This window comes from Caballeronia sp. TF1N1 (genome assembly GCF_022878925.1).
GTDB lineage: Bacteria > Pseudomonadota > Gammaproteobacteria > Burkholderiales > Burkholderiaceae > Caballeronia.
In genome coordinates this window covers 240,449-258,959 of record NZ_CP084629.1, presented here as the reverse complement: position 1 = coordinate 258,959, position 18,511 = coordinate 240,449, and the positions used below count along the sequence as shown (strand labels likewise).

The following is an 18,511-nucleotide window of genomic DNA, read 5'->3' as shown; positions in this document are numbered from 1 at the left end:
CCGACGAAATATCCGCTGGCCAATGCCGTTTTCTGCAGCGGGCGATGCCTTCAGGGCATCACGCTTCAGGGTGCTTTTGCGCTTCGAGCAGTTCGATGAAGCGTTGCAATGCCGCGCTGCCGTGCTGCGCAAGAAAGCAGAATTCGAGCGGCAACGGCACCGACAGGTCCTCCACTTCGACGAAGCGCACGCGTGCGGGCGGACGTTCGCGATTGGCCGCATTTACGAGCGCCGCGCCGACGCCTGCCGCCACGAGCGAGAGAATCGCGGTTTCGGTGGAGGCTTCCTGGCGAATATTCAGCGTGAGACCGCGCTCGGCGCACGCGGAGATGAGGCGGTCATAGTAGGCCGCATAGACGTGTCGCGGAAACGCGATGAACGGCAGCGCAGCAAGCTCGCTTGCACGCACCCTGGCTTGCGCGGCGAGCGGACATTGCTCGGGCACCGCAAGCACCACGTTCTGTTCGAGCAGCCGGATGCTGGCGAAGCCATCGGGCAGCGCGCCGAAGCGGTAACAAAAGCCGCCTTCGAGCCGTTCGGCGGCGATGGCATCGAGTTGCTCGGGCGTGTTCATCGGCTGCAATTCGAGCGCTATGTCGCGAGCGTTCTGCTGAAACGCGTTGAGCGCGGACAGCACGAGACCGCTCCACGACGCGTTCTCGACGAAGCCCACACGCAAACGTCCTTGTTCGCCCGATGCAATGCGATGCGCGAGCCGATTCGCGGCATCGACATGGGCGAGGATCGCGCGTGCTTCGGAGAGATAGGCAATGCCGGCAGCGGTCAGCTTCAGGCCGCGCGGCGTGCGTTCGAAAAGCGTCGCGCCGATGGTCTGTTCGAGATCTTGAATCTGCCGGGAAATGGCGGGCTGCGTGACATGCAGATGCTCGGACGCGGCGCGCACGCTGCGCAATTCGGCAACGGCAATGAAGTAACGAAGATGGCGCAGTTCCATGTGTTGGTCTGGCGTGAGACGGCCATGTGAGCGGTGAGAGACACGAAGAAGTCTCTCACTTTGCCCGAGGAACTGCGATGCGAATGACCTTGGAAGAAGGCTTGGTGTTATGCGGCACGCGCCTGCAACGCGGCGCTTTCTTCGCGCGCGGCCTTCGCGGCCTTGGTCTTGCCTGCACGCGACGGCGGCTGGCAGATTCCGCAGACCATGCCGGTCGTGATGTCCTGCGAGTGCGCCACGAACTTGCCGTGGCAGCGCTTGCAGCCCGCGAGGCGCAGCATGCCGGCTTCCTTGAAGCGCACCAGCGTCCATGCGCGCGTCAGGTCCATTTGCAGCGGCTCGCCTTGCATCGTGAAATGCTCGGCATAAAGACCATAGGCGCGGCTCAAGAGATCGACGCGGTCGAGTTCGCGGCTGTTGGCTTCGAGAAACGCATAGACATTGGCGAACATGGATGCATGGATGTTCGGCCCCCATGTCAGATACCAGTCGGCGGAGAAGGGCAGCATGCCCTTGGGCGGTGAAGCACCCTTCACTTCGCGATAGAGGCGAATGAGACGGTCGCGCGAGAGCTTCGGAAACTCCGACTCGAGCACTTGCATGCGTGCGCCGAGTTTGATCAGCGTAACCGCGCGCAGCACCTGGCTGGCGTCGTCGGCGAGACTCTTCGTCGATGCAGTCGTGCTCATGTTCAGGCCACCAGAAGCGATGCGTTGGATGCGGCAGAAGCGCTTTGCGCGCGTTCCGTGAGACTGGCGAGGCCTGTGAGCAGCGCATCGCCGCCAAGGCGGAAGAAGCACAGCAGTTGCGACGACGAAGCCAGCCGCACTGTCTGATCGGGCGACAACTGCGTCAGCGTTTGAGCCATTTCGGCGGACAGGCCGAGATGAGCCTGCGCCGCGTCCCGGTCGTCGGTCAGCACACGCTGCGCAAGCAGCAGATAAGACAGGTTCAATTCACGAATCGAATCGAGGGTTTGGCTGTCGTGCGTCATGGTGTTGGACCGAAGTTGACTGTGACGGGGAGTGTCGGAAACATCAGTTGTTTCATAGCACGGAACCGATTGTGAGGCGATTCTATTTGCCATGCAACACAATGTTACAGAGGCAAACCTTTGCGATCGGACTATTTTGAGTAGGCAAACGTTTATGGAGAGAAGATAAATACTTTATTGGCGTCCTATCCGGCGAAAGAATCTTCTCGCATGGACGGAATATAGGTCCACCAGTGACGCTTCTAGTCTGATCAATCGTAAATATTTCCGCTGGTTAAAGAAAAAGCTGCTCAGGCCTTTGATCGTTGAAAAAGTCACTTTCGGCAAAATGTTCCGTAAAAATTTCTTTCGCCTGATGTATAAAAACGACAGAGTTACCACCCGTGAGGCGGAATTGTTTCCGCAAAACTTGAATCCAGATGTGATTCGGCGGTTCTTCACAAAAGGTTGTCGGCAGGCGAAAACGAGAGCGGGTATCTGCAATGCAACAATTTTGGCCGGGTTTTGTCATCCCTTCTCCTCAAGGCGCTCGGGCCGCCGAGATGCCGCAACTGCTTGCACCGCCTGCCTCGGCGGGGCGTTCTGCAGTCTAGTTCTTCCCTATCTTGGTTTCAGCGCGCATCTATCGTGCAGCACTGCAACAATTTTGAAGCAAGTCTTTAACGGGCTCAAAAACATTGCCATTAAAAAAGCACCACTGGCCGATAAAGGCGCGCAAACGCTAAAACCGGTATTCGAGAAACACTGAAAGACGCTTGAAATGTAAGCAGGATCATTAAGCGGCGATTTAACGTGTTCGAAACTGAATCATTTTTCATCGCCCGCACTTCGTATGGCCCGGCACATTCCGGCTGACCCCTTGCTGGTATGAGGATTGAGGGCTCCTGGCACGCCTCTCGCTTATGTATGACAAAGCACGGTAAATAGTCGCGAACGGGAATCGAACAAGCGGCTAACGGTGCTACGGGGCTGGCCCTGAGGTTTCGATGATCGCCGTCAGATGCGATCACGAAACCTCAAGTGGCCAGAAAAAAGCACAGCGCAATGCGCACAGACCAAAAAGTCAAAATCATGTTGAGCCTTCAATCAGACCTGCACGGCAACCATTTGTTGGGCGCGCTTCCGGCGCAAGAATGGCAAGCAATCGCTCCTCATCTCGAACTCGTCCAGTTGCGCACGGAGCAGTTGCTTTGCGATTCCGGACAACGCATTCACCACGTGTACTTCCCGACCACGGCTATCGTCTCGCTTCTGCATACGATGGAAGACGGCGGCTCGGTGGAAGTCGCGGCAGTGGGCCGTGAAGGCATGACGGGTGTTCCGGTGCTCACGGGCGGCGACACCATGCCGACGCGCGTTCAAGTGCAGTGCGCGGGTTTTGCGTATCGCATGAGCGCGGGCGCCTTGCGTGAACACTTCGGCAAGTCGGACTTTCTGCGTCGTGTGATGCTGCTGTATATGCAAGCCCTGCTGACGCAAGTCGCGCAAACGGCCGCTTGCAATCGTCACCATTCGCTCTCGAAGCAACTGTGCCGCTGGCTCCTGATTCAAACGGACCGCACCCCGTCGGATCAACTGCGGGTGACGCAGCAAATGATCGCGGACATGCTCGGCGTGCGTCGCGAAGGCGTGACGGAAGCCGCAGGCAAGCTGCACGACGCGGGTCTGATCCACCACAGCCGTGGCTGTATCAAGGTGCTCGACCGCGCCGGTCTGGAAGAGCGTGCGTGCGAATGCTACGGCATCGTCAAGCGTGAGTTCGAACGCATGCTGCCGCGCACGCGTCAAGCCGAGGCGCTTGTCTAAAGGCCAAAGCGCTCAGATTGGAAAGCGCTCGATGGTGTCGCGTACCTGCTTCAGTACGTGTTCGAGCGTTTCCATGGACACTGAACTCAAGCCTATACGTAAGGCTCGCGGTGCATGCCGCGTCGTCGCATAAGACTCTGCTTTCGATACGGCGATGCCCTGCGAAGCCAGCGCCGTCGCTACGCGATCCGCGCGTAAGTCTTCGGGCAAGCGTAGCCAGAGGAACAGCGAGGACGGGTGCGCGAGCATCTCCATGTTCGCGAACACGTCTCGCGCGATCGCTTGTCTGCGGCGCGCTTCGCGGCGCAGCATGACTTCGTGCCGCGCGACGGTGCCGTCGGCCATCCAGCGCGTGGCTATCGCAGTGACTATGCTCGGCATGCTCCAGTAACTTGCGCGGATCGTGGCCTTGATGCGGCTCGTGCAGTCTTCTGGCGCGACAATAAAGCCAAAGCGCAGGCCGCTTGCGAGACTCTTGGCCAAACTCGATACATACACCGTTCGCTCAGGCGCCAGCGCCACGAGCGGCGGCGGTGTGTCGTTCACGAGATACGCGTAGGCGGCGTCTTCGATCAACATACAGTCGTGACGCCGTGCGCTCTCGACCAGACGATGACGCTGTTTAGCCGACAGCACCCAGCCGAGCGGATTGTGCACGGTCGGCATGGTGTAGATCGCGCGTATGCGGTGACGGCGGCATAGCTTGTCGAGCGCGTCGAGATCGGGACCGTCATCCAGGGCGGGGATCGCATGCACATCGCGGCCTTGCGCATGCGCGAGCATCTTGAATCCCGGATAAGTCAGCGCGTCAGCCGCAACGGAATCGTGCGGCTCGAGCAGTGCGCGCGTCGTGATGTCGAGACCTTGCTGCGCACCAAGCACTAAGAAGATTTGCTCGGCTTCCACGCGAATTCCACGCGCCTTGGCCAGAAACTTGGCGACAATGGCGCGCTCATGAAGCCGGCCACCAGGCGGCTGCTGATGCATGAGCGCGGCAAGGTCGCCTGAAGATGCGAGTTCGCGCAGCATCGAGCGCAATAGGTCGGCCTGACCCGGCCACGTTGGATGATTGAACGACAGATCGGCGGTGCTGCCTGAAAGCCGCGCTTCATCGCCGATATCCCACTCGCGTTTTTGCGGTCGGTCGCGCACGAAGGTGCCACGACCGGTTTCGCCGACAACTAGACCCAACGACTTCAGCTCCGCATAGACCTTGGTCGCCGACGCGATGGCAATGCCGTAACGCGTGGCAAGCTGCCGATGCGTGGGCAATAGCGCTCCCGGGTGCAGTTTGCCATTGCGTATATCGGCTTCAAGCGTGGCTGCAACTTTCCTGACCTGTGTCGTTGCGCTCATGTGTATGTAGGACAATTATTTGATTGTCCTACTTTAAGCGATTATCTTCGGCAAAACACCGAGTTGGAGCCGACATGACCGATAGCGCACACCGCCACGTTCCCGTCCTCGAGTTCCTGAAGCGTCAACTAGACGGCAGCCTCACTGCCGATACCGTCACGCACATGCGTTATCCCACCGCGATATCGGCGCTGCTCAGGTTTCGCATCGTCGAAATAGGCGAAGCGCTGGCCGTTATCGAGCTCGATGCCAATTGCGCCATTCACGGCAATCAACAAGGCACCGTGCACGGCGGTCTTTTGTGCGAACTCGCCGATGCGGCTATCGGCACGGCGCATTCCACTGTGATGGACATCGAGGAGAGCTTCACGAGCATCGACCTGAGGGCGACCTTTTTGCGCCCCGTGTGGAAGTCGAGGCTTTCGGCGCGCGCATGGGCCGAGCATCGCGGCAGGACTATCAGTCATTACCGATGCGACATTCAGCGCGAAGACGGCAAAATCATGGCGAGCGTCGCGAGCACGGTAATGACATTGCGCGGCGCATTAGCAAAAAACCGCTAAGTACCAAGCGGGAAAACACCTACGGATCACGAAAGGAAATGCCTTTGACCTTCTTTCCAATCGAAACTAGACTCTTACGGAACAAAAGACATTTCGACTCGACGATTCGATGCTCACCAACAAGAGTTCGCTTAAGCGGCGGCTACAGATCGTCGAGCTTGTGCGCAAGCGCGGCGAAGTGTCTGTCGAGGAACTCAGTCAGGCGTTCGACGTTTCGAGCGTCACCATTCGAAGTGATCTGACGTATCTCGAGCAGCAGCGTTATTTGCTGCGCTCGTTTGGCAAGGCGCGCTATCTCGTGCAGAAAACGGGCGACGACATTCTCGTGCCGGCGTCGGATGGCGCCACGCGCAAGGCGTCCGAGACCATGATCGCGCGCATTGCCGCTGAAGCCGTGGGCGATCACGAAGCACTCTTGCTGGGGGCGGGAGAGATCATTCACAAGATCATTCCGTTTTTGTCGGACCGCGCCAACCTGTCGCTTCTCGTGCAGGACGTCGCGGTCGCCGGCATGGCGCAGCGCTTTCTGCATTGCGAGTTGCTTCTGACCGGCGGCCAACTGGAGCATGGCGCAACTGCCATGACTGGACCCGACGCCGAGGCTTCGGTGGCGCGTCATTCGCTCGATCTGTGCATTCTTCAGGCGTCGGGACTCGATCGCGACGGCAATCTGCTGGCTGCCGACCCTGCGCAGGCACGCGTTGCGCAAGCGGCAAGACGTACGGCCAAGCGGACGGTCGTCGTCGCTTATCAGCCGCTGCTCGACGAGCGCAACGGCGAAGTCTTCGCAAGCGTGGCAGAGATCGACACGTTGATAATGGATGACGGTATCGATTCGCCGACGCTCGACACCGTGTCGCGCAACGGTCTGCAATTGCAGCGAAGGGATAGCGGCATTCTGGAGTTTAGGCAGAATTAAGTTGAAAGCGCGGTACGCCCTGAACGTCAATCTGCCTTGTTGGCATCCTGACCAAAGAACGCCATGGACGAAGCTCAAGCTCAAGCGCAAGAGGCCGGCCGCACCGGCTACATCGTAACGATGGGCGAGATCCTCGTCGAAATCCTGGCGACTCAAATCGGGCAGTCGTTTCGCCGGCCAGGCACGTTGATGGGACCGTATGCGAGCGGCGCGCCTGCCATCTTCATCGATCAGGTGGCGAAGTCGGGCAGTCGTTGCGCGATCATCGGCTGCGTCGGCGACGACGACTTCGGCGTGCTCAACGTCGAACGGTTGCGTGACGACGGCGTCGATGTGTCGGGCATCTCCGTGATCAAATCCGCGACGACAGGTAGTGCCTTCGTGACGTATCGCGAAGACGGCGACCGCGACTTCATCTACAACATTGCGAATAGCGCATCGGGGCATTTATCAGTCGGCGAGATCCGCGAGCACTTGCTGAAAGAGTGCGGTCACTTTCATGTGATGGGCTCATCGCTGTTCTCGTTTCGCATCATCGAGGCGATGAAGAAGGTGATCGAGACCGTGAAGGCAAACGGCGGTACGGTTAGCTTCGATCCAAACATTCGCAAGGAAATGCTGCGCATTCCGGAGATGCGCGAGGCGCTCGACTTCATTCTCGATTACACCGATGTGTTTCTTCCGAGCGGCCACGAAGTAATGCTGCTTGCGAATGCGCGAACGGAGCAAGGCGCAATCGACGAACTGCTTGCGCGCGGCGTGCGCGAGGTCGTCATCAAGCGCGGCAAGGACGGCTGTAGTCATTACGACGGCAATCACGCGAGCCATTTCGCGGCGTTGTCGGTTACGGAGGTCGATCCTACCGGCGCGGGCGATTGCTTCGGCGGGACATACATTGCGTGCCGCGCGCAGGGCTTTTCCGTGGAGCGCGCGCTCGAGTATGCAAGCGCGGCGGGCGCGCGGGCCGTGACGTTCCGTGGTCCGATGGAAGGCACGGCGACACTTGCCGAACTCGATGCGTTCATCGCCGCGACATCGGAGGCAAAGCATGACTGACATCGTCACGCGCTTGACCGGCGACGAGCGCGCCGCCGAGCGCCTGAAAGGCATCTATTCGATTTGTTCGGCGCATCACTGGGTGATCGAAGCCGCGATGAAGCAGGCGCTCGATGACGACACGCCCTTGCTCCTGGAATCGACATCGAATCAGGTGGATCAGTATGGTGGTTACACCGGCATGAAGCCTGCGGATTTCGTTCGCTTCGTGCATGGGCTTGCCGATCGCATGGGATTTGATTGCCATAGATTGCTTCTCGGTGGCGATCATCTAGGCCCTAACGCATGGCGTAATCTGCCTGCCGAAGATGCCATGCAACGCGCCGATGCCTTGATCGATGCTTATGCCGCCGCAGGTTTCAGAAAGCTCCATCTCGATGCAAGCATGCCCTGCGCCGATGACCCCGCGCGTCTATCCGACGAGGTCGTGGCCGAACGTGCCGCGCGTATGTGCGCCGTCGCCGAAGCGGCTGCCGCGCGCGTGGGGCTCGCCGAAGGTCCGGTGTATATCATCGGCACTGAAGTGCCCGTTCCGGGCGGTGCATCGGAAGAACTCGCCACCGTGGAGGTTACGCACGCGAGCGCTGCGCTCGATACCGTCGCCGTGCATCGCAAGGCTTGGCATGCACGCGGACTCGGCGCGGCGTGGGAGCGTGTGGTGGGACTCGTCGTTCAACCCGGCGTGGAGTTCGATCATACGAGGGTCGTCGACTACGCCCCCGCGCTTGCAAGCGGACTTTCCAAGGTGCTCGAAAGGCTACCGGGTATCGTGTTCGAAGCGCATTCCACCGATTATCAAAAGCCCGAAGCGCTCTCGGCGCTGGTCGATGATGGCTTCGCCATTCTCAAGGTGGGACCGGGCGTAACCTTCGCTTTGCGTGAAGCGCTTTATGCATTGGCGGACATCGAGTGCGAACTCCTCGCGCCGAATGTCCGGTCGAATCTGCGTGAGATAGTCGAACGCGTGATGCGCGAGAAACCCAACAACTGGGAGAAGTACTATCGCGGCAGCGACGCGGAGAAGCGGTTGCTGCGAACCTATAGCTATAGCGACCGCGTGCGCTACTACTGGTCCGACCATGATATCGATGAGTCGACGCGCAAGCTGGTGGCGAACCTCGCGAACATCGGCATACGGGAAAACCTCATCAGCCGCTATCTGCCGGAGCAATACTGGCAGGTGAGGCGGGGGTCGATCGATGCATCGCCCATGAGCCTTATTTACAGCAAGGTCCGCGACGTAATCCGTGTTTATGCGGAGGCCTGCCGCATGCATACGTAGGCAAAGTGATCGAATGAAAACTAAGGAATCCAATATTTGAAAGCAGGTTCATAGGTGAACCGGATCGCGCCTCAAGCCCGGCAGGGAAAACCCGCTTTGACTGGGTTTCGACCCGAAACTAAACTCTTTCAGCACAAAAACAGCTTGTCCATGACACGCGACGGGCGCACAGAGGCACTGGAGGCGACACCATGAGCAAGCCAACGCTGGCAGCCAGCGAGCGGGCGAGACCCCGTCGCGGGTTCGCCGCTCAATTGCTGCACTCGCGCGAAACCGGTATCGTCGGCGCCCTGCTGATCATGGTCGTGCTTCTGTCGATCTTCGCGCCCGACTTCGCGAGCAAGGGCAACCTCCTCAACGACGCACGCAACCTGTCCTTCATCGGCATCGTGGTGCTGGGGCAGGCGGCGGTGATGATCACCGGCGGCATCGATCTCTCGGTCGGCAGCGTATGGGGACTGGCCGCCGTCGCGTCAGCCGCGATGATGCAGGCCGGCATGCCTGTGTTTCCCGCTTGCGTGCTGACGCTGCTCATAGCCGCGTGCGTCGGCCTCTTCAACGGCTTCTGCGTCACCAAACTGCGCATGCTGCCCTTCGTGCCTACGCTTGCCACCATGAGCATTGCGCGGGCGTTGGCGCTCGTCATTACGCGCGGCAAGGCTATCGATGGCTTTCGTCCCGACGGCGATTCGTTTTTTGCCCTCGGCGGCGGCGACTTTCTCGATCTGCCCGTACCGTTTCTGATTTTCGTGGCGCTCGCCATCGTGTCCGCCATCGTTCTGAAGCGTACCGTCTATGGCCGCCAGTTATACGCGGTAGGCGGCAACGAACGCGCGGCCATGCTCACCGGCCTCAACGTCGACCGCCTCAAGATGAGCGTCTACGTGATGTCGTCGGTGCTCGCGGGTCTCGCGGGCATCATCGAAGTGAGCTATCTCTCGTCGGCAATCTCCAATCAAGGATTGGGCAAGGAGCTGAGCGTGATCGCGGCGGCTGTCATCGGCGGAACGGCGTTGTCCGGCGGCGAAGGTACCGTGATCGGCGTATTCGTCGGCACCGTCATTCTCGAAGTGCTGCGCAACGGTCTCGTTCTGCTCGGCACGGACGCTTACTGGCAAGGGGTGTTCGTCGGTTCGGTGATCGTTCTTGCCGTGTTTATCGATCAACTTAGAAAAGGCGTCTGGCGACGTCGATGAAAGCTGTATTACAACGACTCTGGAGAAGACCATGACACGCACCATGCTCAGTGCCGTAGCCGCTACGCTCCTGCTCGGGATAGGCATTGCCCAGTCGCAGGCGGCGGACAAGAAGGTGTTCGCCGTCGTACCGAAAGCGCTCGGCGTCGCGTTCTATGCCGACGCGGAAAAAGGCTGCAAGGAAGAAGCCGCGAAGATCGGCGCCGAATGTCTGTTCACCGGCCCGGCCCAGCTCGACGACGCAGAACAAGGCCGCATCGTGCGCGATCTGATCACCAAGAAGGTCGCGGGTATCGCCATCGCGCCGAACAATGCGGATTCGATCAGCGGCGTCATCAGCGCGGCATTGGCGAAGAACATACCGGTCGTGACCTTCGACTCGGACGCGCCGAAGTCCAAACGCATTGCTTTCATCGGCACGAACAACGAAGCGGGCGGCGAAGCGGCGGGCGAAGCGTTTGCTAAGGCGCTGCCCAAGGGCGGCACGTATGCGGTTCTGACAGGCGGCTTGTCGGCGGCGAATCTCAACGAGCGCATCAAGGGCTTCAAGTCGAAGCTCAATGGCGACTTCAAGGAAGTGTCGGGCTCGCCTTTCGCCTGCAACGACGATTCGAGCACGGGCGTGCAGCTCATTCAGGACATGCTCGCGAAGAACCCGAAACTCGACGGCATCTTCTTCGCTGGCGGCTGGCCCATGTTCGCGCCCGAGGCCTATATTCGCGCGGTTCGCAACAAGGCTGCCGATATCAAGGCGGGCAAGTTCGTGATCGTTTCGTTCGATACCTTGCCATCGCAGATCAAGCTGCTGAAGGAAGGTTATGCGACGACGCTGATCGGTCAGCGGCCGCTCACGATGGGCACCGAATCCGTCAAGCAACTCGATGCGCTGACCAAGGGTGGCAAGGTGCCACCGGTCACGGATACGGGCGTGGATATCGTCAACTCGTCGAACGTCGATAAATTCGTCGGCGGTAAATGAACCGCGCGCGGGGCTGGCCACGCGCTGCGCCCCGCGTCATTCGTGAGAAAGAGTGCTGCCATGACCGTGCTGTTGAGCGTTGAGCAGATAACGAAGACCTATCCCGGCGTGAAAGCGCTGCAGGAAGTGTCCTTCAATGTCGAGGCCGGCACCGTGCATGCGGTCATGGGCGAGAACGGCGCGGGCAAGTCGACCTTGATGCAAGTGATCGCAGGGGCACATGCGCCGACCTCGGGACGCATGATGTTCGACGGTCAGGAGGTCGAGTTTTCGAGTACGCGCGATGCCGCCGCCAAGGGCATCTCCATCGTCTTTCAGGAGTTGATGCTCGCGCCGAACATGACGATTGCCGAGAACATCTTTCTCGGCGCGGAGCCGCGCATGGCGCGCGTGCTGGTCGATCGCGGCGTGCTGTTGACGAGAGCGAAGGCCGCGATGAAACGGCTCGGCATCGCACTCGATCCCGATACGCGTCTCGGCGATCTCACCATCGCGCAGCAGCAGTTGATCGAGATATGCAAGGCGTTGATTCACGAGCCGCGCCTTTTGATTCTCGATGAACCGACTTCGAGTCTTTCCGAAGCCGACTCCCTGACGCTCTTCAAAGTGGTTCACGAACTGCGCGCGAGCGGCGTGACCATTCTCTATATCTCGCATCGCATGCGCGAAGTGTTCGACAACTGCGACGCGGTGACCGTTCTTCGCGACGGCAAGCACGTGCGTACCGCGCGTCTTGTCGATACCTCACCCGATGAAGTCGTGCGCCTGATGGTGGGCCGCGATCTCGCCGAAGTACGGCGTATCAAGCCCGATAACGCGCATCAGCCAATCGTGCTGCAAGTGGATAGTCTGGGCGACGACGAGCGTTATCGCGACGTATCGTTTTCGTTGCGACGCGGCGAGATCGTGGGACTTGCCGGACTGATCGGCGCAGGACGTTCAGAAGTGGCGATGGGTATCTTCGGTGCGCCGCCGCCGAAGCATGGCAACGTCACCATCGAAGGCAAGCCGGTCAGGATCGCGAAGCCTCGCGATGCAATGAAGCTCGGAATCGGGCTCGTGCCCGAGGACCGCAAGGATCAGGGGCTCGTGCTCGGCATGTCGGTGGGCAGCAACCTGTCGCTCGCTGCGCTGGGGCTTGGGCGTCTTTCGAGGGGCACGGTCATTCGCCCGTTGCAGGAAGCGCGCATGATCGACAGTTACGTCGGGCGCTTCAACATCAAGACGCCGACCGTCGAACAACTCGTGGGTCTCTTGAGCGGCGGCAATCAGCAGAAGGTGGTGCTGGCGAAATGGCTCGCGTCGAAGCCGCGTGTCCTGATCGTCGATGAACCCACGCGCGGCGTGGACGTCGGCACTAAAGCCGAGATTTACGCGCTCATGCGCGAACTTGCCCGAGAAGGTCTCGCCATTCTCGTCATCTCCAGCGACCTCCCGGAGATACTGACCATCTCCGACCGCATCCTTGTCATGCGCGGCGGTCAGCTTGCGGGTGAAGTCGGCTTCGACGACGCCTCCGAGGAACGCATCATGTCGCTGGCCGCGCTCGAACATGCTGACCCGGCACATCCCGAGGTCAAGCCAAAAGGCTTCGTGGCCTAGCAAGTCAGGCAAACATCAAAGGAGTCGTGCCTTGAATAAAGTCGGCATGTTCTACACGTATTGGTCGACCGAATGGCTGGTCGATTTTCCGGCCGTGGCGAAGCGCATATCCGGCTTGGGCTTCGACATGATGGAAATTTCGCTCGGCGAATTCAACAATCTTCCCGATGCGAAGAAGCGCGAACTGAAGACCGTCGCCGACGATCTCGGCCTCACCGTGATGTGCTGTATCGGTCTCAAGCCCGAGTACGATTTCGCTTCTCCCGAGCAAAGCGTGAGAGATGCAGGCACGGAGTACGTCAAGCGCTTGCTCGACGATTGCCATATGCTCGGTGCGCCCGTTTTTGCGGGACTCACTTTCTGCGCGTGGCCGCAATCGCCGCCACCCGGCATGACGGACAAGCGTCCCTACGTGGAGCGTGCCGTGGACAGCGTGCGTCGCGTCATCAAGGTAGCGGAAGGCTATGGGATCATCTACGCGCTGGAAGTGGTCAACCGCTTCGAGCAATGGCTTGCCAACGATGCGCGCGAAGCGCTCGCGTTCTGCGATGCGGTCGACAACCCTTACTGCAAGGTGCAGCTCGACACGTTCCACATGAATATTGAAGAGCACTCTTTTCGCGATGCAATCCTCGCCTGCAAGGGAAAGCTCGGACACTTCCATCTGGGCGAAGCGAACCGCTTGCCGCCAGGCGAAGGGCGTCTGCCGTGGGACGAGATTTTTGGCGCGTTGAAAGAGATCGAATATGACGGGACAATCGTCATGGAGCCTTTCATGCGCAAGGGCGGAAACGTGAGCCGCGCAGTAGGAGTCTGGCGCGACATGTCGAGCGGCGCGACAGACGAACAAATGGACGAGCGCGCACGCCGCTCCTTGCAATTCGTGAGAGGCCATTTGACGTGAACTGAGGCCGCATCGGAACCGACTACATGGCATCTTTGGAACGCGCTCGCCGCCTGCTTGCACTGGCGCAAACCGGATTGCACTACGCAACGAGCGTCTTCGATACCGAACGTTACGATGAGATCGCGCAGATCGCGCACGCTGAACTCGCCGCGCTCTCATCGACTGATTCGACCAAGATAGCCGAACTTTTCGCGTTGGAAACAGGCTATGCCAATCCAAAGCTCGATGTGCGTACCGCGGTATTCAATGAAACGGGGCAGATTCTGCTCGTGCGCGAAATGGCGGACGGCATGTGGTCGCTTCCAGGCGGCTGGGCCGACATAGGCGTTTCGCCCGCCGAGAACGCGGCGAAGGAAGTGCGGGAAGAAAGTGGCTATACGGTTAAGATTCAGCGCTTGCTCGCGGTATGGGATGCAGACCGACATCCGCATCCACCATCGGTCTTTCACATCTGGAAGCTGATTTTTCTCGGCGAGATCGTGGAGGCGGGCGAGGTCATCGGTGCGGAAACGAGTGCCGTCGGATTCTTCAGTCTCGACGATCTTCCCGCACTATCGCTTGGGCGCGTGCTGCCGCAGCAAATTTTCAGGCTGGATGAGCTGAGACGAAGCGGTCATATCGACTTCGACTGAAGCGACGAAAGAAGCGACACTGGAAGCGAGCGGTCAAAGCCCGAGACATATCGCGCCCGCCGCGACGACCATGCATGCGAGCCAGCGCTTCACGCTGACCGCTTCACGCAGAAACACTCTACCGATCAGCACCGCGAACACCACGCTCGTCTCGCGCAATGCCGATACCGCGCCCATCGCACCCGACTGCATCGCCCAAATGACGATGCCATATGCGCCGATCGATACCAACCCGCCCGCAAGCGATGAGCCGATCGACATCGGGGCGGTGCGTATCGGCGTCCATAGTGCAGAGAGCCCGCGCGTCGCCATGAAGAGCAGCGGCATCAGCCAGTAGAACATGAACATCCACGCGGTATAGGCAAGCGCGTTGCCCTCCGACAAGCGCACGCCGATACCGTCGATCACGGTATAGACCGCGATGGTCACGCCAGTCAGAAATGCCGCCAACGCACCTGCGCGCGATACGTGGCTACCTTGCAGCGCCAGCGAGATGATTCCGCCCGAGATCATCACGATGCCGAACGCATGCAGCGGCCCGATGGCCTCGTGCGCGAAGAGCGCTGCGCCGAGCGTGACGAGCAGCGGCGACGAACCACGCGCAATCGGGTAAGCCTGCGCGAGATCGCCTCGCCGATACGACCGCACGAGGCTCACGTTATAGACGATATGCACGAGCCCCGATGCAACGATGCATGGCCACGCGGCGGAAGCGGGCATCGGCAAAAAAACGATCACGATGGTCGAGACCACCGCGATGGCAATGCTCATCCACGTCATGGAGAGGAAGCGGTCGCGATTGCCATGCAACATCGCGTTCCAACTGGCGTGAAGCACGGCGGCGATAAGGACGAGACCGCCGGTATAACTGAGCATGCGGATTCCAGGCTAAGGACGCGAAAGAGGGATGTAAGCAGGTTATCTATCTTGTGAGCGTGCGGCAAACCAGTTAAATTGGCCGCTCGCGTTAGATAAACTCTTTCGAATGAAACGAGTCCTGCCTCCGCTCAATGCACTGCGCGCGTTCGAAGCCGCAGGGCGTCTTGCCAGCTTCAAGGAAGCCGCAGCCGAATTGCATGTGACGCATGGCGCAATCAGTCAGCAAGTGCGCCTGCTCGAAGAGTGGCTCGGCGAACCGCTGTTCGAGCGGCATAACCGGCGCGTGGTGTTGACTCCCAAGGCAAAGGCCTACCTGGATGAAATCGGTCCGCTCTTCGAGCAATTGTCGCAAGCCACTGCGCGATACGGTTACCCTGGAACGGTTTCGCGCACGCTGTCCGTGAATGCGCCCGCCACTTTCACGTTGCGTTGGCTGGTTCCAAGGCTCGCGAAGTTCCACGCCGAGCATCTCGATGTAGACGTCAAGGTGGAGACATCGAACGCATCGGTCGAGAGCGTTAAAGATATTCACGACATCGTGATTCGCGGCGGTCCCGACACGTTCTATGGCTACTCTATGCGGCCGTTCCTCGTCGAGGAAAGAGTGCCTGTATGCAGCCCCGCGTTAATGCAACGCGTCGCGCTGCGCACGCCGGAAGATTTGCGGCAGCATACGTTGTTGCATACGTCGAGCCTCCCGCGTTTATGGCCGGACTGGCTCGCGCGTGCGGAGATTCCCGCGCTGCGGCCTGCCGCGATCCTGACCTTCGATCACTTTTATCTCACCTTGCAGGCGGCCATCGACGGACTCGGCATTGCGATGGGACCGACCGCGCTCGTTGCCGACGATCTGGCCGCTGGCCGTCTCGTCACGCCGTTTGCCGAGCCGCGCCTGCCGTCGCGGAGCTATTGCACCTACGTGCCGGATGCGAAGTCCGACGACGAACTCGTCGTCCTGTTCTGCTCATGGCTCGAAGGTGAGGGAATACGCTGATTCACGCGCGGTACACGTTATCGACATCATCGGCCTGTCACAGACCTCCGTCACACTCGCGCCACACGAATTTTCGTCCGTCTCAAGTCGTCACGCTGACGAATCGCTTACGTATGGGAGTCACGCAATGAGCTTCGATCATCTGGACTCACAGCAGGTCCGGCGCTTTCAACGCAAGGTCACGCTGCTGTCCGCCGGAGGCACTTTCCTCGATGGCTTCGACTTGACGATCGTCGCCGTCGCGCTGCCTTCGGTGATCAAGCAGTGGCATCTCGGCGCGGGCGTGCAGAGTCTCGTGGTGTCGTCGGCGATCATCGGGGCCTTCATCGGCGCGGCCTGGCTGGGGCGGCTGACGGATCGCTTCGGCCGCAAGGCCATGTATGTCGTCGATCTGCTGGCGTTCGTGCTGTTCGCGCTCTTGACGGCCGTCTCACAGAGCGCGTGGCAACTCATCCTGTTTCGCTTCTTGCTGGGCGTGGGCATCGGCGCGGACTATCCTATCTCCGCCACGCTCGTCGCCGAATTCAGTTCGCGGCACAAGCGCGGACAGCACGGCACCTTTCTTGCGGCGATGTGGTTTGTCGGCGCGGTGGCCGCGTATGTCGTGGGGCTTGCGTGCCTGCCGCTTGGCGATAACGCATGGCGTTACATGCTGGGCGTGGGCGCCATCTTCGCGTTGATCGTGTTCTTCTTTCGCATGACGCTGCCGGAATCGCCGCGCTGGCTGCAATCCAAAGGCCGTCACGAGGAAGCCGAAGCCGTCATGCTCGCGGTAACGGGCGAGCGTGTCGTGCTTGCGCGCGAGGTCGAGTCGAAGGGCAGTCTCGCCTCGCTCTTTTCCAGGCCCATGCTACGCCGTACGATATTCGTGCTTGGTTTCTGGTTTTGTTATGCAACTGCCTATTACGGCATCTCGATGTACGCGCCGACCATCATCTCGCCGTTCTCGCATGGCTCGCGCGTGCTGACCATCATCGGGTCGGGTCTCATCGCCATTCTCGGGATGATCGGCGCGATCATCGGCATGAATCTGGTGGATCGCTGGGGACGCAGGCCGCTGCTGATCACGTCGTTTGCCGGGCTTTCCGCCGCGCTTCTCGTGCTCGCGCTCAACTCGAAGCCGACCTTCGGCTTTCTCGTCGTGCTGTTCAGTTGCGCGGTTCTGTTCGCCAATTCGGGCGGCGGCATTCTCAACTTCGTCTATCCGACCGAGCTCTTTCCGACGAACGTGCGCGCGGGCGCATCGGGTCTCGCGACTTCCGTAAGCCGCATCGGCTCGATTCTCGGCGTACTCGTGTTCCCCAATTTCGTAGCGTGGTGGGGCGCGAGTGCGGCGCTGTGGTTCTTCTTCGGCATCGCGCTCGCGGGCTTGCTGATCTCCGTGTGGCTCGCGCCGGAAACGCGCAATCTGAGCCTCGAACAACTGAACGCGCTCGAAGAAGGGAACAAAGGCAAGCGCGCGGCGAGTGCGTCGGACGCAGCCGATGATCTCGGCATGGCGCGACGCTAAAAGCACCGCTTAGTCGATGAGCGCGTCGTTCTCGTCATAGAACGGATAAGCACCGCCGTAATCGCCGATGAATGCCGTATGCGTGACGAGCCCTTCGCCCGCGACATAGCGATGCAACTGGAATGCAGGCGGTTCCATCACGAAGCGGGACGGGCCGCGTTTGCGCAAGTCGAGCGCGACTTGATGCGCGGTCGACGGACACACGCTCGCGATCGTGCCGGCAAAGCGCATTTGAATGGCGCGATGCACGTGCCCGCACAGTAGACGCTCGATCTGCGGATGACGCGCGACGATAGCCGCGAGCTTCGCTGCATCGGCGGCATCGAGCTTTTGCTCGTCCATATGCTCGATACCGCAGTCGAACGGCGGATGATGCATGGCAAGCAAGGTCGGCTGCGCAGCGCTTCTTGCCAGCGTCTCTGCAATCCAGTCGAGCCGTTCATCGCACAGCCGGCCGCCTCCGTGTGGCGGGTCTTGCGAGTCCGCGACGACAATGCGTACGCCGCCTAGCTCGAACGCATACTGAACAAAACGCGCTTGGTCTCGCAGATACGCATGATCGCCGAATACCTCGCGCAGCGCTTCTCGTCCATCGTGATTACCGATGCAAAGGTAATACGGAATGGCAAGCGGATTCAGTAGCGTACGTAGATAGGCGTATTCCTCGGTATCGCCGAAATCCACGAGATCGCCCGTGATCAGCACGGCGTCGGGTCGCGGATCGAGTGCGTTGAGGTGCTCGATGCATCGGCTGAGATAGGCGGCGGTATCGACACGTCCATAGGCGAGCTTGCCGGGCCGCTTGATATGGAGATCGCTGATTTGCGCTAATAGCATGAGAGTCGACAGGCCGTGCGGGTGCAGGGTCCATGCAAAGAATG

The 18,511-nt window shown here is 60.0% G+C and carries 19 protein-coding genes; 13 read left to right on the top strand and 6 right to left on the bottom strand.

Translation table 11 applies throughout. The annotated features are described in order from the left end of the window. Positions 1-58 precede the first annotated feature (58 nt). The 3 genes from LDZ28_RS27350 to LDZ28_RS27340 all read right to left on the bottom strand — a co-directional run bounded on the left by LDZ28_RS27350 (position 59) and on the right by LDZ28_RS27340 (position 1,949). Positions 59-955 (bottom strand): LysR family transcriptional regulator, encoded by an 897-nt coding sequence (locus tag LDZ28_RS27350; RefSeq protein WP_244831768.1) that lies wholly within the window; start codon positions 953-955, stop codon positions 59-61. Positions 956-1,062: 107 nt separating this feature from the next. Continuing rightward, positions 1,063-1,644, bottom strand: a complete 582-nt coding sequence (flhC, locus tag LDZ28_RS27345; protein WP_244831767.1) for a flagellar transcriptional regulator FlhC — start codon at positions 1,642-1,644, stop codon at positions 1,063-1,065. A gap of 2 nt (positions 1,645-1,646) precedes the next feature. Beyond that, on the bottom strand, positions 1,647-1,949 hold the full coding sequence (locus LDZ28_RS27340; RefSeq protein ID WP_244831766.1) for a flagellar transcriptional regulator FlhD: 303 nt from the start codon (positions 1,947-1,949) through the stop codon (positions 1,647-1,649). A gap of 298 nt (positions 1,950-2,247) precedes the next feature. Here LDZ28_RS27340 and LDZ28_RS27335 point away from each other — a divergent pair, with 298 nt between their 5' ends. Together LDZ28_RS27335 and LDZ28_RS27330 are read left to right on the top strand one after the other, a co-directional pair. Further along, entirely contained in the window at positions 2,248-2,697 is a 450-nt protein-coding gene (locus LDZ28_RS27335) for a hypothetical protein (RefSeq protein ID WP_244831765.1), read from the top strand. A gap of 323 nt (positions 2,698-3,020) precedes the next feature. Next, complete coding sequence (locus tag LDZ28_RS27330; protein ID WP_244831764.1) at positions 3,021-3,755, top strand: Crp/Fnr family transcriptional regulator; 735 nt, start codon at positions 3,021-3,023, stop codon at positions 3,753-3,755. Positions 3,756-3,767: 12 nt separating this feature from the next. Here LDZ28_RS27330 and LDZ28_RS27325 read toward each other — a convergent pair whose 3' ends face one another. Continuing rightward, positions 3,768-5,111 (bottom strand): PLP-dependent aminotransferase family protein, encoded by a 1,344-nt coding sequence (locus LDZ28_RS27325; RefSeq protein WP_244831763.1) that lies wholly within the window; start codon positions 5,109-5,111, stop codon positions 3,768-3,770. Between the two features lie 74 nt (positions 5,112-5,185). On the opposite strand from LDZ28_RS27325, the gene LDZ28_RS27320 reads away from it, so the two are divergent. From LDZ28_RS27320 to LDZ28_RS27280, 9 genes are all read left to right on the top strand, one after another. Then, a complete protein-coding gene (locus LDZ28_RS27320) occupies positions 5,186-5,674 on the top strand; it encodes a PaaI family thioesterase (protein WP_244831762.1) in 489 nt (162 codons plus the stop codon). Between the two features lie 109 nt (positions 5,675-5,783). Next, on the top strand, positions 5,784-6,593 hold the full coding sequence (locus LDZ28_RS27315) for a DeoR/GlpR family DNA-binding transcription regulator (protein WP_244831761.1): 810 nt from the start codon (positions 5,784-5,786) through the stop codon (positions 6,591-6,593). Positions 6,594-6,656: 63 nt separating this feature from the next. Beyond that, a complete protein-coding gene (locus LDZ28_RS27310; protein WP_244831760.1) occupies positions 6,657-7,649 on the top strand; it encodes a sugar kinase in 993 nt (330 codons plus the stop codon). Further along, positions 7,642-8,931, top strand: a complete 1,290-nt coding sequence (locus tag LDZ28_RS27305; protein WP_244831759.1) for a D-tagatose-bisphosphate aldolase, class II, non-catalytic subunit — start codon at positions 7,642-7,644, stop codon at positions 8,929-8,931. Before LDZ28_RS27310 ends, LDZ28_RS27305 begins: the two co-directional genes overlap by 8 nt. A 191-nt stretch (positions 8,932-9,122) precedes the next feature. Beyond that, the gene (locus tag LDZ28_RS27300) at positions 9,123-10,127 is read left to right on the top strand and encodes an ABC transporter permease (RefSeq protein WP_244831758.1); all 1,005 of its coding nucleotides are present in this window, start codon (positions 9,123-9,125) and stop codon (positions 10,125-10,127) included. A gap of 31 nt (positions 10,128-10,158) precedes the next feature. Next, positions 10,159-11,106: a sugar-binding protein gene (locus tag LDZ28_RS27295; protein ID WP_244831757.1), complete on the top strand. Its 948-nt coding sequence runs from the start codon at positions 10,159-10,161 to the stop codon at positions 11,104-11,106. 60 nt (positions 11,107-11,166) lie between these two features. Next, positions 11,167-12,708 carry a sugar ABC transporter ATP-binding protein gene (locus LDZ28_RS27290; RefSeq protein WP_244831756.1) on the top strand — a complete coding sequence of 514 codons (1,542 nt, stop codon included), beginning with the start codon at positions 11,167-11,169 and terminating at the stop codon, positions 12,706-12,708. A 31-nt stretch (positions 12,709-12,739) separates the two neighbouring features. Beyond that, positions 12,740-13,612, top strand: a complete 873-nt coding sequence (locus LDZ28_RS27285; RefSeq protein ID WP_244831755.1) for a sugar phosphate isomerase/epimerase — start codon at positions 12,740-12,742, stop codon at positions 13,610-13,612. A 26-nt stretch (positions 13,613-13,638) separates the two neighbouring features. After that, positions 13,639-14,247, top strand: coding sequence for an NUDIX hydrolase (locus tag LDZ28_RS27280; RefSeq protein ID WP_244831754.1), 609 nt, complete (start codon positions 13,639-13,641; stop codon positions 14,245-14,247). 33 nt (positions 14,248-14,280) lie between these two features. On the opposite strand, the gene LDZ28_RS27275 is transcribed toward LDZ28_RS27280, so the two are convergent. After that, positions 14,281-15,123, bottom strand: a complete 843-nt coding sequence (locus LDZ28_RS27275; RefSeq protein ID WP_244831753.1) for a DMT family transporter — start codon at positions 15,121-15,123, stop codon at positions 14,281-14,283. A gap of 109 nt (positions 15,124-15,232) precedes the next feature. Between LDZ28_RS27275 and gcvA the strand changes: the two genes are divergently transcribed. Both gcvA and LDZ28_RS27265 read left to right on the top strand, forming a co-directional pair. Then, positions 15,233-16,120, top strand: coding sequence for a transcriptional regulator GcvA (gcvA, locus tag LDZ28_RS27270; RefSeq protein ID WP_244831752.1), 888 nt, complete (start codon positions 15,233-15,235; stop codon positions 16,118-16,120). A 127-nt stretch (positions 16,121-16,247) separates the two neighbouring features. Continuing rightward, positions 16,248-17,630: an MFS transporter gene (locus tag LDZ28_RS27265; RefSeq protein ID WP_244831751.1), complete on the top strand. Its 1,383-nt coding sequence runs from the start codon at positions 16,248-16,250 to the stop codon at positions 17,628-17,630. 9 nt (positions 17,631-17,639) lie between these two features. On the opposite strand, the gene LDZ28_RS27260 is transcribed toward LDZ28_RS27265, so the two are convergent. Beyond that, a complete protein-coding gene (locus LDZ28_RS27260) occupies positions 17,640-18,467 on the bottom strand; it encodes a phosphodiesterase (protein ID WP_244831750.1) in 828 nt (275 codons plus the stop codon). Between the last annotated feature and the right edge of the window lie 44 nt (positions 18,468-18,511).

Excerpts from the sequence above, each read along its gene's own strand:
- LDZ28_RS27350 (WP_244831768.1), bottom strand. The coding sequence starts at position 955 with ATGGAACTGCGCCATCTTCGTTACTTCATTGCCGTTGCCGAATTGCGC.
- flhC (WP_244831767.1), bottom strand. The coding sequence starts at position 1,644 with ATGAGCACGACTGCATCGACGAAGAGTCTCGCCGACGACGCCAGCCAG.
- LDZ28_RS27340 (WP_244831766.1), bottom strand. The coding sequence starts at position 1,949 with ATGACGCACGACAGCCAAACCCTCGATTCGATTCGTGAATTGAACCTG.
- LDZ28_RS27330 (WP_244831764.1), top strand. The coding sequence starts at position 3,021 with ATGTTGAGCCTTCAATCAGACCTGCACGGCAACCATTTGTTGGGCGCG.
- LDZ28_RS27325 (WP_244831763.1), bottom strand. The coding sequence starts at position 5,111 with ATGAGCGCAACGACACAGGTCAGGAAAGTTGCAGCCACGCTTGAAGCC.
- LDZ28_RS27320 (WP_244831762.1), top strand. The coding sequence starts at position 5,186 with ATGACCGATAGCGCACACCGCCACGTTCCCGTCCTCGAGTTCCTGAAG.
- LDZ28_RS27315 (WP_244831761.1), top strand. The coding sequence starts at position 5,784 with ATGCTCACCAACAAGAGTTCGCTTAAGCGGCGGCTACAGATCGTCGAG.
- LDZ28_RS27310 (WP_244831760.1), top strand. The coding sequence starts at position 6,657 with ATGGACGAAGCTCAAGCTCAAGCGCAAGAGGCCGGCCGCACCGGCTAC.
- LDZ28_RS27305 (WP_244831759.1), top strand. The coding sequence starts at position 7,642 with ATGACTGACATCGTCACGCGCTTGACCGGCGACGAGCGCGCCGCCGAG.
- LDZ28_RS27300 (WP_244831758.1), top strand. The coding sequence starts at position 9,123 with ATGAGCAAGCCAACGCTGGCAGCCAGCGAGCGGGCGAGACCCCGTCGC.
- LDZ28_RS27295 (WP_244831757.1), top strand. The coding sequence starts at position 10,159 with ATGACACGCACCATGCTCAGTGCCGTAGCCGCTACGCTCCTGCTCGGG.
- LDZ28_RS27290 (WP_244831756.1), top strand. The coding sequence starts at position 11,167 with ATGACCGTGCTGTTGAGCGTTGAGCAGATAACGAAGACCTATCCCGGC.
- LDZ28_RS27280 (WP_244831754.1), top strand. The coding sequence starts at position 13,639 with ATGGCATCTTTGGAACGCGCTCGCCGCCTGCTTGCACTGGCGCAAACC.
- LDZ28_RS27275 (WP_244831753.1), bottom strand. The coding sequence starts at position 15,123 with ATGCTCAGTTATACCGGCGGTCTCGTCCTTATCGCCGCCGTGCTTCAC.
- gcvA (WP_244831752.1), top strand. The coding sequence starts at position 15,233 with ATGAAACGAGTCCTGCCTCCGCTCAATGCACTGCGCGCGTTCGAAGCC.
- LDZ28_RS27265 (WP_244831751.1), top strand. The coding sequence starts at position 16,248 with ATGAGCTTCGATCATCTGGACTCACAGCAGGTCCGGCGCTTTCAACGC.
- LDZ28_RS27260 (WP_244831750.1), bottom strand. The coding sequence starts at position 18,467 with ATGCTATTAGCGCAAATCAGCGATCTCCATATCAAGCGGCCCGGCAAG.